Origin of the sequence: Cyanobacterium sp. T60_A2020_053, from assembly GCA_015272165.1 — a bacterium.
Classification (GTDB): Bacteria; Cyanobacteriota; Cyanobacteriia; order Cyanobacteriales; family Cyanobacteriaceae; genus Cyanobacterium.
The window spans coordinates 1-13484 of the sequence record JACYMF010000005.1; the positions used below are offsets into that span (position 1 = coordinate 1).

Here is a 13484-nt window from a genome sequence, read left to right on the forward strand (position 1 = left end):
ACAAATTAGCAATTTATGAAAAATAACTATTTGGCTAAAGTCTTTGATTTATAAGCATTTCACCTGAAACCTGACACCCGAAGCCTGACACCTACCCTCACCACTCCACTTTTTCAACAAACCCTAGTTATGATATTTTTTCGTCCAATCGATGATGGTATAGGCAACGGTTTCAATATGTTGGGGTGTCAATTCAGGATACATGGGCAAACTTAACACCTCTTGGGCTAACTGCATCGCTACTGGTTGCGGTTGATATTGATTTTCATATACTGGTAATTGATCTTGTGGTATTGGGTAATAAATCATGCTACCAATATCATTTTTTGCTAAATATTCTTTTAATTGATCTCTTTTTCCATTGGTCACTTTAATCGTATATTGATGAAAAACATGACCTTGTGAGTATTGTGGTGTAACAATTAAAGAGTTATTTGCTAATAGCTGATTATAGATTTTAGCAATGTTTTGCCGTGCCTTATTCCATTTGTCTATATGTTTTAATTTAACCCTTAAAATCGTAGCTTGAATGCTATCAAGACGAGAATTATATCCTAACATTTCGTTATGATAGTTTTTCTTTGAACCGTGCGCCCTCAACATTTTAGCTAATTCAGCCATGTGATCATCATTCGTCACTATCATGCCACCGTCACCATAAGCACCAAGATTTTTAGTAGGATAAAAAGAAAAGGCGCCCCCCGCCCCAATACCACCGACATATTTTCCTTTTAATATATCCTGATTGCACAGTTGATCACAACCGAGACAATCCCCGTAGTATTTCGCACCGAAGGCTTGGGCGCAATCTTCGATAATGGCTAAATTATACTCTTGGGCGATAGCGACAATTTGAGCCATTTTGGCAGGTTGACCGTACAAATGTACGGGCATAATAGCTTTAGTTTGAGGAGTAATGACTTCCTTAATTAAATCGGGATTCAGATTAAAACTATCACTGTCAATATCAACAAAAATGGGTTTAGCGCCCACCAAACTAATGGATTCCGCCGTAGCATAAAAAGAAAAGGGGGTGGTTATCACTTCATCTCCTACCCCAATATTTAGCGCCCTTAACAAGATAATTAGTGCATCTGTACCCGAATTAACCCCAATAGCGTGTTTTACCCCCAAGTATTGAGCTACTTCCTCTTCTAATTTAATCACTTCTGGACCAAGTACGAATTGACTAGATTCTAAAACTTGGTGGAGGGCGCTGTCGATGTCGGTTTTAATTTGTTGATACTGTTGCTTTAAATCTAATACAGGAATTTTCATTGATACTTATGACGGGGATGTTGAGGGAGACAGAAGCAGAGGGAGAAGGGAAGCAGGGGAAGCAGGGGAAGCAGGGGAAGCAGGGGAAGCAGAGGAGGCAGGGGAGGATTATAATTCATAATTCATAATTCATAATTCATAATTCATAAACCCTTTGCCCTTTTCCTTATTCTTCTTCATCGGAGGAGGCAAAACTAACGTTAGTGATTTCTAATTTTTCCTTAACTTTTTGTTCCACGACTCCAGCTAATTCGAGATTCTCCTCTAAATATTTAACCGCATTATCGCGCCCTTGGGCAATATTATCCCCTTCGTAACTATACCAAGCGCCCTTCCTCGTTACCACATCGGTTTTCTCTGCCATATCCAACAGGCAACCAATACGAGAAATGCCATGACCAAAAATAATGTCAAATTCGGCAATACGGAAGGGGGGCGCTACTTTATTTTTCGCTACTTTCACCTTCGCTCTGATACCATACTCCCCTTCTGTCCCTCTTTTCAAGGTTTGAATCCTTCTAATATCTAAGCGCACGGAAGCATAAAATTTCAATGCTGTACCACCGGTGGTTACTTCTGGATTACCATAGCTAATGCCGATTTTTTGCCGTAGCTGGTTAAGAAAAATTACGGTAGCGCCCGATTTACCGATATTTCCAGCCACTTTGCGCAAAGCCTTACTCATGAGACGCGCCTGTAAACCCACCTGTAAATCCCCCATTTCCCCTTCAATTTCCGCTCGAGGCACCAAGGCCGCCACGGAATCCACCACCACTAAATCCACCGCCGCACTACGCACTAATTGATCCACAATCTCTAAGGCTGCCTCACCGTTGTCTGGCTGTGCTACCAACAGGTTTTCAATGTCCACCCCAAGGGCGCTAGAATAACTAGGATCGAGCGCGTGTTCAGCATCCACAAAGGCGGCAACTCCTCCAGCTTTTTGTACCTCCGCAATGGCATGGAGAGCTAAAGTTGTTTTCCCTGAACTTTCCGGCCCATAAATTTCGATAATTCTCCCTTTGGGCAACCCACCACCGAGGGCAAGATCAAGGGTGAGGGCGCCGCTAGAAATGGTTTCTACTTTCATCTTAGAGGCATCCCCAAGACGCATGATCGCACCTTTACCAAAATTACGTTCAATTTGACTTAAAACCAAATCCAAGGCTTTTTCTTTATCAGACTTTGCAGAGGAGGTACTTGTGGCCATGATTTTTCTCTTTCAGTAATGCAGTTTCCTTATAGTATAGTGCTTCTTCTACCACAGATTAACTTAGTACAAGAGTATTTATATTATAAACAAAAGAGGATTTTTTATCTCTTCTTTTTTTTGGCAAAGTTAAAAAAGGGCAAAGTTAAAGGGGCAAAGGTTTAAAGGCTTAACTCTTTAATTTATAAAGATTTCATCTGACACCTGACACCCGAAGCCTGACACCTCCCCTCACTAAAATACTTTTTCATCAATCCCTAACTGGGAAAACGATGATTTTTGACATCTTCGGCAAATTCACTAACAGAATTGCTAATAATTTCTCTTAAATTGGTGTAGGCTTTGGCAAAAGGCGGTAATTTTGCCGACAATCCTAATAAATCGGCGGTAACTAATATTTGCCCGTCACAATCACCTCCAGCGCCGATGCCGATAGTAGGAATTGAGACACTAGCAGTAATTTTTTGAGCTAACTCAGGGGTAATATGTTCTAATACAATGGCAAATGCTCCGGCTTTCTCTAAAGCCATAGCTTGATTGAAAATTATTTCTTGCTGTGGAAGTGTTTTGCCCTGCTGTTTATATCCTAAAGCTCTTACAGATTGAGGGGTTAAACCCACATGACCCATGACCGGGATGCCAATTTCGGTTAATCTACTTACTGTTTCGATCATGCTAGGGTAGCCACCCTCTAATTTTACGGCTTCAGCATTAGTTTCCTTAATCACTCGCCCTGCTGACTCAATAGCCTGATTGATACTACCCTGATAAGTAAGAAATGGTAAATCACACACCACAAAAGCGCCCTTCACCCCTCGACACACTGCCTTGGTATGATGGATCATTTCATCTAAAGTAATCGGTAAAGTGTGAGAATGTCCTAAGGCTACCATGGCTAAAGAATCCCCCACTAAGATAATATCTACCCCAGCATTATCCAATAAAGAGGCGATGGCATAATCCCATGCTGTTAGGCAAACTATTGGCTTTTTTTCCTCTTTCCACTGGGATAATTTGTCTAGGGTTACTTTCATTCGGTTTTGATCGGTTTTTCCTAATAATTAACCCATTGTTTCATATTTTCTAATCACACTTCTACTTTTAGGTTGTTTTTTTGATTACTTTTTGACAACCAACGACATAAAAACTTATTAAGATTTTTACATGGATAAGGATATTATTTTATTATTTTAATCTCATCAAGGGGTTTAAACCCCTTGTTTATAAACATTTTAGCTGAAAAAACGATAAAAATTTAGCGATTGCGTCTTTGTTCAGGCATATTCGCTCTTCTTTCCTGCATTAACTCCGCAAATTTATCTCTTTGTTCTGGGGTTAGTACTTCCCGCATTTCCAGCATACTTTCAAAACCTAAAGCGCGCATTTTATTCCCTAAATTAGCAATCACTTGGTTTTGGCTACGGATATTTTCCGTTGATTCATTATTCCTCATCATAGTGCGGAGTTTTTCTCTTTCAGCGCCCATCTCCTCTCGTAAAGTTTTCATTTGTGGGTCATACTTAGCCTTAATTTGACTCATTTCCTGCCTTTGTTGAGCTGTCAAATTTAACTTTTCTGCTAAATTATCTTTATCGTATTTTCCTTTGTCGTCGCCTCTTTGCCACATTTGAGCAACTTCAATGGTATTGTTAAGTTTTACAGTTTCTGAGGCTTTAACTTCATGGGTAACAAAGACACCCATTAAAGTAGTACAAGCTAGAAAAAATTTGATATTCTTATTCATGGTTAATTATCCTCTTTAAATAATAAATAGTTGACTAAAATTCAGTGGTGAGAAGTAAATAATCCTCATGGATTTCCGTATCGTCGGTAATAGCGAGAGATTTTTCCCACGCTTCCACCATAAAGGTGTCTAAATCACTCTCTTGTTGGGCATATCTGAAAATTGGCTTGGGAAATGCCACCGTTGCCCCCATTAACGCTAAACCTGTGATAATCCCCACCGGTATCCACCAGCGCCCTCCCCCTTTCTTCTGGGTATTAATGGCTTCCCAGATGATTTCTGCTTGGTTGGAGGGCGCTGGGGGCGTAGCCGGAGAATAACAACGCAAAAATTCAGTTAATTTTTGATCCTCCTCCGTATTAAATTGACTCATATCGTTACTCCCTGAAGTTCTAAAAAATTACGCATAGCCTTACGAGCATTGAATAACCTTGATTTGACCGTACCTACCGGCACATCTAAAATAGAAGCGATTTCCTTTTGTGGTAAATCCACCAGATCATGTAAGATTAGGACAACTCGATGATCCAACTTGAGATGTTGTAAACCTTCTTGTACCATTTCCTGATAATGTATTTGCAACAAATCTTCCGGATCAGAAATCACATCAGGATCATGAGTCAATAAAGTTTGGCGATCACGCTTAATTCGAGCTAATTGGCGACGGCGATCACAAGCCACATTCCAACAAATGCGATAAAGCCAAGTAGAAAAATAAGCATTTTCTCTTAGTTTTGGTAATCCTTTCCAAGCCTTGATAAATACTTCTTGGGTCAAATCGTCCAGTAACTCTGTACCACACAGCTTAAATAAAGTCGATCTAACCTTCTGCTGATAACGTTGGTAAAGTAAACGAAAAGAACTTTGATGACCTAGTTTGCACTGCCGAATTAAATCCGAGTCTTTCATCTCGGTGGTATCATCCGCTAACACTGCCATAATCTTTGCTTTTGCTTAATACACTTTTTTAGACCTTTTCTTTGCAATAAAGGTTCAGATCAAAAGGGCAATGGACAATTGACAATGGACAATGGACAATAACTATTTGGCTAAAGTCTTTAATTTATAAGCATTTCTCCTGACACCTGAAGCCTGACACCTGACACCTGAAGCCTGACACCTGACACCTGAAGCCTGACACCTGACACCTGACACCTGACACCTGACACCTGACACCTGACACCTGACTACTGACTACTGACACCTCCCCTCACTAAAAGACTTTTTCAGCAACCCCTACATAGACAAAAATAAATTATAATTCTGAAATAATAATTTTAGAGTGAGTTGGTATCTTGGTAATTATCGAAAACTTATATAAAAGCTATACATCACCTCGTCAACAGACTACAACTCCCATTGACATCCCCTCAGAGGAAACAAAGCCCACTCCTAACGATAAAAAAGACACTCATCACATTCTTAAAGGCATTAACCTAACCATTCAACAAGGGGAATTTATGGTATTGGTAGGGCCATCTGGTTGCGGAAAAAGCACCCTATTGCGTCTTATTGCTGGTTTGGAAGAAATCACCGCCGGTAATATCATTATCGCGCAACAAAAAGTTAATGATCTTCCTCCCAAAGCGCGCGACATTGCCATGGTATTCCAAAACTACGCTCTTTATCCCCATCTCACGGTATACGATAACATCGCCTTCGGTTTACGGCGCATGAACCAAAATTCTCCTAACTTTACTCCTGCCAATATCTTGGCAAATCTTAGTCGGGCGCTACCTTCCCGTTGGCGCTATTTTTCTCCTCAAGAGCAAAAAATTAACGCCCAAGTTCAAAAAGTGGCGGAATTACTACAAATTGATCACCTTTTAGATCGTCTCCCCAAGCAACTTTCTGGCGGACAAAAACAACGGGTAGCCCTTGGTAGAGCCATTGCGCGTAATCCTCAAGCCTTTTTAATGGATGAGCCTTTATCCAATCTTGATGCTAAATTAAGAATGGAAACCCGTGGTCAAATCGTACAACTACAAAAACAACTGCAAGTTACCACCATCTATGTTACCCACGATCAAGTGGAAGCTATGACCATGGGTGATCGCATCGCCATTATGAATCAAGGAGAAATCCAACAAGTGGACACCCCTTTACAGGTTTATCGGCAACCAGCAAATAAATTTGTTGCTCAATTTATTGGTTCTCCTCCCATGAATTTTTTATTAGTAAACTACCATCAACCTAATATAATTAAAACGGAATATTTAACTATAAAATTAACTGAAAAATGGCAATCTATTCTAGCTAATTATCACTATGAAAAAGTTTGGTTAGGTATCAGACCAGAACATTTTTTCTTAGCTCAATCTTCAGACCAAACCATTGCTATTAAAGTTAACTTAGTGGAATCATTAGGTAATGAAACAATTATTTATGGTCAAATTAATAGTTATCTCGAACAAGAATTACAAGTGAAAATATTTGGTGATCAAAGTGTAAAAATTGGTGAAATTATTTATTTAGAAATTAATTGGCAACAGGTACATTTTTTTGATTTTTACCAAGAAAAAAATTTGCAACAATAGGTTTTTAAAGGGAAAAGTAAAGTTGTATTAAGTCTGTTTGATGACTTACAAATTAGTAATATCAGTATCTTAGTTCAATTTATTGAACGAAATACCACTAGCCGTGTAATTCATTACACGGTGGGTAAATTGCGAAGATATAGTCTTTTATAACAGATTTTACCCGAACATGATATTACAGCAGTTTTCATTTCCTTAAACCACACTTTGGATTATTACAAATATTATCTTTGCGTCTTTGCGCCTCTGCGAGAAACAAAAAACGTGGTTTATTCATTTGAAATGCGCTGTAAACAAAGGTTTTATGCAGAAGAGGATTGCAGAAAAGACTTGATGAAACATTTTTTGATTACTTCTCGAAAATCCGTGACGGTATGTTTGACTTCTTCCGCTAATTCTTCCGCAAATTGATCTAATTTATTACCCTCATTATTATTAATAATTGTTAAATCTTTTTGCCATTTTTGCAGACTTTCTTTGTTAATATCTTCGATATTTTCTTCATTACAATTAACTATTTTTTCCATTGTTCCATCACTGTTAATAATGATCTCGCCTTGAAAAATTTTAGCAATTAATTCTCCCGTAGAAAGTTTATTTTCTATGGCTTTATTTTCTATATCTCTAACAATATTATTAGGTAATTTAAGAGTAACACGTTTATTACTTGGCTCACCAAAAATTATCTTTTCAATGCGAGAAGCTGTAATAGTATGAAAGGGGTAAGTTTCTAAAACTTCTTGCCATTTATTAATTAATTCTATTGAATTTAATTTAGTTAAAGGACGGGCTTGAGCTTCATTTTGGGGAATGACGTTAAAACCATATTTGATTAATTCTATTGCTACCCTTGAAGCCTCAATGGCTTTATTTACACGCCATACAGGATAATGTATTTCTTGTTCACAGTATTCTTTAAATGAGTTAAATTGACTTTTATATAATTTATAATATCTTACTTGATACAACTGTAAACCAAATTTTATATAATTTAAACGATTATATTTAATACTATTAGTAATTTCTTTAATATGGCTATATTTACTATTTTCAGCATGATGATAACAGTCTTCTAATATTTCTCGGTAGGGTTCTTCTATATTTTCCCAAAATAACTGATCTTGATTATTTTCTTCACAGCTATATAGTAAGGTAATAGGTGATTGTTTTTGCTTAATAAGATTGTCTTTTTTTCTGTGAGATGATGGACAGCGCCCTCCCAGCGCCCTCCGCCGTTGTACTTGATTCATGGTGGTAATCATTAGTTTATTTGCATTAATGGTACGCCCCTAGTACAATATCTTGCTTGGCATTACATTATAACTCTTTTGTTCTCAAAATCAATAGTACTTGACTACTCATGAAGCTAGTTAAAAGGGCAAAGGGCAAAGGGCAAAGGGCAAAGGTAAATTTTAAGATAGCTTAGATTACCATTAAATTTCCTCAAGTCTGAAAAGATCGAGTTTTAAACCGTTTATGATTCGATTCGATAAACTAGGTATAGTCAGCGCACGAAAATATCAATCAATGAATCTTAAAAATAATGATTGGGGATTAGTGTTAAAATTAGTTCCCTATGCCAAAAGAAAATCTCCAGTTCTAGTTTTATCTTTAATTTTACTTATTCCTTTATCCATTGCCGGCGCCATTCAACCTCTCATTGTTGGTCAGGCTATTTCATTATTAAGAGGGGAAGATACTTGGTTTTTCTTATCTTCATCTGCCGTGAGAGATGGTTTAAATTTACTAGGTTTAATTCTTTTATTAACCATTGCTTTTCGGACAGTATTTCTTGCTTGGCAGGGTTTTCTGGTGCAAAAAGTGGGGCAGGAAATTACCGCTTTTATTCGTCAAGATTTATTCGATCATGTTACTTCTTTATCTTCTAATTTTTTCCATAAAACCCCTGTCGGTAAATTGGTAACAAGGTTAACCAGTGACGTGGAAGCCTTGGGAGATGTATTTGCGACGGGCGCTATTGGTATTCTCAGCGATATATTTTACATTCTCGCCATCATTTTTACGATGGTTTCGGTGCAGTGGCAGTTAGCCTTATTATTGGTATTAATGTTGATTCCTGTATCGGGATTAATCATTTATTTCCAAAAACAATATCGTAAGGCAAATTATCGGGCGCGAGAGGAATTATCAGTATTAAATTCCATGTTACAAGAGAATGTCGTGGGCATTAATATTGTGCAGTTATTTCGCCGAGAAAAGTATAATAGTGAGGTTTTTCGCACAGTAAATGATCGTTATCGTATCGCTGTTGATAAGACGATTTTTCATGATTCGGCGGTGTCTGCTACCCTTGAATGGGTTTCTTTGGGTGCGATTGCGTTGGTGTTGTGGATTGGTGGGGTATTAATCCTGCAAGATAATATGAATTATGGTACTTTATCGGCTTTTATTTTATACGCGCAAAGATTGTTTGATCCTTTGCGTCAATTTGCTGATAAGTTTACCATGTTCCAAGCTGGTTTTACTGCCATTGAGCGTATTTCGGAGTTAATGAATATTCCTATCGAGATTAAAGATCGAGATAATAGTGTTAGTTTTGATGATAATTTGAGCGAAAATCAAGCGGTGGGCGAAATTCGCTTTGAGAATGTTTGGTTTGGTTATAAACCTGATGAATATGTGTTGAAGAATCTTAATTTTACCATCAAACCGGGTGAAAAAGTCGCTTTGGTGGGTCCGACGGGCGCTGGAAAAAGTTCTATTATCCGTCTTTTATGTCGTTTATATGAACCGACTAAGGGTAGAATTTTGGTGGATGGTATTGACATCAAAAATATTACTCAAAGTGAGTTGCGCAGTCACATTGGCGTAATTTTGCAAGAAAGTTTCATTTTTGCGGGGGATGTCAAACGAAATATCACGTTAGGAGAAAATTATGATTTTGCTGAGGTGGAAAGGGCAGTAAATTTAACTAATATTAATTCTCTCATTGAGCAGTTACCCCAAGGATATAATACTCAATTAAGGGAGAGGGGCGCTAATATTTCCGCAGGGCAAAAACAGTTATTAGCATTTGCGAGGGTAGCTATTCGTAACCCTAACATTTTAGTCTTGGATGAGGCAACTTCTAGCCTTGATGTGGCAACGGAAGCGGAGACTCAAGAGGCGTTAGATAAATTGTTAATCAATAAAACAGCGATTATTATTGCCCATCGTCTTTCTACTATTCGGAATGTAGATAAAATTTTAGTGTTAAAAAATGGGGAGTTAATTGAGTCTGGTAGCCATGAGGATTTATTAGATCAAAATGGTTTATATGCCAGTCTGTATAAGTTGCAAATGTTAACGGCAGTCTAATTGGGGGGTGCGGAAAAGCGGAGTTGTGAGGTGAAGGGAAAAGGGCAATGGGCAAAGTTAAAAGGTTTTAAAAAGGTTTGAGTACAATAAAATCCTAAAAAAGTGCCAAAAATAGCCTTTTTTCTCTAAAAATACTGTATTTCCTTCTTCCCAATCAAAAATTATTGATACAGATGAACAATTTATGAAAAATAACTATTTGGCTTAACTCTTTAATTTATAAGCATTTCACCGCGACACCGCGACACCCGAAACCTGACACCTCCCCTCACCAAAATACTTTTTCAGCAACCCCAAATTATCAATTATCAATTATTCATTTCAAAACCTCCAACATTCGCTAAAATTGAATGTCAGTGAAAACACAAGTATTATTGGAAAGAAGGAGGGAAATTAGGTGAGTGACAATACAACTATGCAACAACAAGACTCTCGACACGAATTAAGAGAATTAGTTAATTCTCAATTAAGATTGTTATTAGAACAAAATAATCTGGAGGGTGCAAAATCTTTGCTTCAACCAGTGCAACCAGTGGATATAGCCGAAGCTATTGGGGATTTACCCGAAACCATGCAGTTAATAGCTTTTCGTCTCCTCAACAAAACTGAAGCTATTGACGTTTATGAACATTTAGAATATAGCACCCAACAAGCTCTTATTGAAGAGTTTAAGCGCCAAGAAGTCTTGGATATTGTTGATAAAATGTCACCGGATGATCGAGCAAGGTTATTTGATGAATTACCAGCTTCGGTGGTTAGTCGTATTTTAGAACAACTTAGCCCGGATGAAAGACAAGCTACCAATTTACTTTTAGGCTACGGGGAAGATACTGCCGGGCGCATTATGACTCCTGAGTATATTGCCCTCAAAGAAAGCCTCACGGTGGGGGAAACCATCGAGCGTATTCGCTCCTTGGCGCGCGCCTCGGAGTTGATATATTATATGTATGTTACCGATGCTTCTCGTCATTTGGTGGGCATTGTTTCTCTCCGAGATTTAGTTATCAGCGCCCCCCACCAAACCCTCGATCAAGTTCTCACGAGAGATGTAGTATATGTGAAAACAGATATGGATCAAGAGGAAGTGGCTCGGTTAATTCAACGTTACGACTTTTTGGCTGTGCCGGTGGTAGATAAGGAATTGCGCTTGGTAGGTATCGTCACGGTGGATGATGTTATTGATATTTTAGAAAAGGAAGCCACCGAAGATATTTATGCCCTCGGTGCGGTACAATCTGACGGGGATAATTATTTTCAAACCAGTATCTTCACTGTGGCGCGTAAGCGCGTAGTGTGGTTATTAGTCTTGTTAGTAACTAATACGATGACGGGAAGCATTATCGGCGCACAGGAAGAAATTTTAACCGAAGTAACTGTTCTGGCTGCTTTTATCCCTCTATTAATTGATAGTGGCGGTAATATTGGCTCTCAGTCTTCCACCGTTGTGATTAGGGGATTAAGTACCAATGAATTAAAAGATTTAAGCGTTCCTCATGTTATCTTTAGAGAAGCCATTGCTGGGACAATTTTAGGACTAATCTTGGGGTTAGTGGCGTTTCTTTGGGCATATATATTACCTCAAAATGATGGTAATATTAGCGTTGCTTTTACCGTCAGCCTTACCCTTGTTAGTATTTCTATTTTAGCATCTGTGGCTGGGTCTTCATTACCTTTTCTGTGTAAATTTTTAAAATTAGACCCGGCTTTAATATCAGGTCCTTTTATTACTACCGCAGTGGATGTTTTAGGTGTATTCATTTATTTTGCCATTGCGAAAATAATCCTCGGATTTTAGGGCGGGAACTGTTTTTCAAGAAAAATGTTGTAAACAACCAACATTCGCTAAAATTGAATGTCAGTGAAAGTACAGGTATTATCCCAGAGAAGGAGGGAAATTAGGTGAGTGACAATACAACTATGCAACAACAAGACTCTCGACACGAATTAAGAGAATTAGTTAATTCTCAATTAAGATTGTTATTAGAACAAAATAATCTGGAGGGTGCAAAATCTTTGCTTCAACCAGTGCAACCAGTGGATATAGCCGAAGCTATTGGGGATTTACCCGAAACCATGCAGTTAATAGCTTTTCGTCTCCTCAACAAAACTGAAGCTATTGACGTTTATGAACATTTAGAATATAGCACCCAACAAGCTCTTATTGAAGAGTTTAAGCGCCAAGAAGTCTTGGATATTGTTGATAAAATGTCACCGGATGATCGAGCAAGGTTATTTGATGAATTACCAGCTTCGGTGGTTAGTCGTATTTTAGAACAACTTAGCCCGGATGAAAGACAAGCTACCAATTTACTTTTAGGCTACGGGGAAGATACTGCCGGGCGCATTATGACTCCTGAGTATATTGCCCTCAAAGAAAGCCTCACGGTGGGGGAAACCATCGAGCGTATTCGCTCCTTGGCGCGCGCCTCGGAGTTGATATATTATATGTATGTTACCGATGCTTCTCGTCATTTGGTGGGCATTGTTTCTCTCCGAGATTTAGTTATCAGCGCCCCCCACCAAACCCTCGATCAAGTTCTCACGAGAGATGTAGTATATGTGAAAACAGATATGGATCAAGAGGAAGTGGCTCGGTTAATTCAACGTTACGACTTTTTGGCTGTGCCGGTGGTAGATAAGGAATTGCGCTTGGTAGGTATCGTCACGGTGGATGATGTTATTGATATTTTAGAAAAGGAAGCCACCGAAGATATTTATGCCCTCGGTGCGGTACAATCTGACGGGGATAATTATTTTCAAACCAGTATCTTCACTGTGGCGCGTAAGCGCGTAGTGTGGTTATTAGTCTTGTTAGTAACTAATACGATGACGGGAAGCATTATCGGCGCACAGGAAGAAATTTTAACCGAAGTAACTGTTCTGGCTGCTTTTATCCCTCTATTAATTGATAGTGGCGGTAATATTGGCTCTCAGTCTTCCACCGTTGTGATTAGGGGATTAAGTACCAATGAATTAAAAGATTTAAGCGTTCCTCATGTTATCTTTAGAGAAGCCATTGCTGGGACAATTTTAGGACTAATCTTGGGGTTAGTGGCGTTTCTTTGGGCATATATATTACCTCAAAATGATGGTAATATTAGCGTTGCTTTTACCGTCAGCCTTACCCTTGTTAGTATTTCTATTTTAGCATCTGTGGCTGGGTCTTCATTACCTTTTCTGTGTAAATTTTTAAAATTAGACCCGGCTTTAATATCAGGTCCTTTTATTACTACCGCAGTGGATGTTTTAGGTGTATTCATTTATTTTGCCATTGCGAAAATAATCCTCGGATTTTAGGGCGGGAACTGTTTTTCAAGAAAAATGTTGTAAACAACCAACATTCGCTAAAATTGAATGTCAGTGAAAGTACAGGTATTATCCCAGAGAAGGAGGGAAA

At 38.4% G+C, this 13484-nt stretch carries 11 protein-coding genes; 4 read left to right on the top strand and 7 right to left on the bottom strand.

All coding sequences use genetic code 11. From position 1 onward, the window contains the following. Positions 1-123: 123 nt before the first annotated feature. The 6 genes from IGQ45_00325 to IGQ45_00350 form a co-directional block, all read right to left on the bottom strand. Positions 124-1278 carry a DegT/DnrJ/EryC1/StrS family aminotransferase gene (locus IGQ45_00325; protein ID MBF2055672.1) on the bottom strand — a complete coding sequence of 385 codons (1155 nt, stop codon included), beginning with the start codon at positions 1276-1278 and terminating at the stop codon, positions 124-126. 166 nt (positions 1279-1444) lie between these two features. Further along, positions 1445-2488 (bottom strand): recombinase RecA, encoded by a 1044-nt coding sequence (gene recA / locus IGQ45_00330; GenBank protein MBF2055673.1) that lies wholly within the window; start codon positions 2486-2488, stop codon positions 1445-1447. Positions 2489-2745: 257 nt separating this feature from the next. After that, the gene (gene panB, locus IGQ45_00335; protein MBF2055674.1) at positions 2746-3522 is read right to left on the bottom strand and encodes a 3-methyl-2-oxobutanoate hydroxymethyltransferase; all 777 of its coding nucleotides are present in this window, start codon (positions 3520-3522) and stop codon (positions 2746-2748) included. Between the two features lie 221 nt (positions 3523-3743). Then, positions 3744-4232 carry a Spy/CpxP family protein refolding chaperone gene (locus tag IGQ45_00340; GenBank protein ID MBF2055675.1) on the bottom strand — a complete coding sequence of 163 codons (489 nt, stop codon included), beginning with the start codon at positions 4230-4232 and terminating at the stop codon, positions 3744-3746. 34 nt (positions 4233-4266) lie between these two features. Then, positions 4267-4605, bottom strand: coding sequence for a hypothetical protein (locus tag IGQ45_00345; GenBank protein ID MBF2055676.1), 339 nt, complete (start codon positions 4603-4605; stop codon positions 4267-4269). Continuing rightward, the gene (locus IGQ45_00350; protein ID MBF2055677.1) at positions 4602-5171 is read right to left on the bottom strand and encodes a sigma-70 family RNA polymerase sigma factor; all 570 of its coding nucleotides are present in this window, start codon (positions 5169-5171) and stop codon (positions 4602-4604) included. Before IGQ45_00350 ends, IGQ45_00345 begins: the two co-directional genes overlap by 4 nt. A gap of 353 nt (positions 5172-5524) precedes the next feature. On the opposite strand from IGQ45_00350, the gene IGQ45_00355 reads away from it, so the two are divergent. Beyond that, entirely contained in the window at positions 5525-6769 is a 1245-nt protein-coding gene (locus tag IGQ45_00355) for an ABC transporter ATP-binding protein (GenBank protein MBF2055678.1), read from the top strand. 302 nt (positions 6770-7071) lie between these two features. Here the strand turns inward: IGQ45_00355 and IGQ45_00360 are convergent, their stop codons facing one another. After that, on the bottom strand, positions 7072-8019 hold the full coding sequence (locus IGQ45_00360) for a hypothetical protein (protein ID MBF2055679.1): 948 nt from the start codon (positions 8017-8019) through the stop codon (positions 7072-7074). 226 nt (positions 8020-8245) lie between these two features. On the opposite strand from IGQ45_00360, the gene IGQ45_00365 reads away from it, so the two are divergent. The 3 genes from IGQ45_00365 (at position 8246) to mgtE (IGQ45_00375) (ending at position 13384) form a co-directional block, all read left to right on the top strand. Then, positions 8246-10087 carry an ABC transporter ATP-binding protein gene (locus tag IGQ45_00365; protein ID MBF2055680.1) on the top strand — a complete coding sequence of 614 codons (1842 nt, stop codon included), beginning with the start codon at positions 8246-8248 and terminating at the stop codon, positions 10085-10087. A 397-nt stretch (positions 10088-10484) separates the two neighbouring features. After that, the gene (gene mgtE / locus IGQ45_00370; GenBank protein MBF2055681.1) at positions 10485-11882 is read left to right on the top strand and encodes a magnesium transporter; all 1398 of its coding nucleotides are present in this window, start codon (positions 10485-10487) and stop codon (positions 11880-11882) included. Between the two features lie 104 nt (positions 11883-11986). Further along, positions 11987-13384: a magnesium transporter gene (gene mgtE / locus IGQ45_00375; protein MBF2055682.1), complete on the top strand. Its 1398-nt coding sequence runs from the start codon at positions 11987-11989 to the stop codon at positions 13382-13384. Positions 13385-13484 lie beyond the last annotated feature (100 nt).

Excerpts from the sequence above, each read along its gene's own strand:
- IGQ45_00340 (MBF2055675.1), bottom strand. The coding sequence starts at position 4,232 with ATGAATAAGAATATCAAATTTTTTCTAGCTTGTACTACTTTAATGGGT.
- IGQ45_00325 (MBF2055672.1), bottom strand. The coding sequence starts at position 1,278 with ATGAAAATTCCTGTATTAGATTTAAAGCAACAGTATCAACAAATTAAA.
- IGQ45_00360 (MBF2055679.1), bottom strand. The coding sequence starts at position 8,019 with ATGAATCAAGTACAACGGCGGAGGGCGCTGGGAGGGCGCTGTCCATCA.
- panB (MBF2055674.1), bottom strand. The coding sequence starts at position 3,522 with ATGAAAGTAACCCTAGACAAATTATCCCAGTGGAAAGAGGAAAAAAAG.
- IGQ45_00365 (MBF2055680.1), top strand. The coding sequence starts at position 8,246 with ATGATTCGATTCGATAAACTAGGTATAGTCAGCGCACGAAAATATCAA.
- IGQ45_00350 (MBF2055677.1), bottom strand. The coding sequence starts at position 5,171 with ATGGCAGTGTTAGCGGATGATACCACCGAGATGAAAGACTCGGATTTA.
- IGQ45_00345 (MBF2055676.1), bottom strand. The coding sequence starts at position 4,605 with ATGAGTCAATTTAATACGGAGGAGGATCAAAAATTAACTGAATTTTTG.
- recA (MBF2055673.1), bottom strand. The coding sequence starts at position 2,488 with ATGGCCACAAGTACCTCCTCTGCAAAGTCTGATAAAGAAAAAGCCTTG.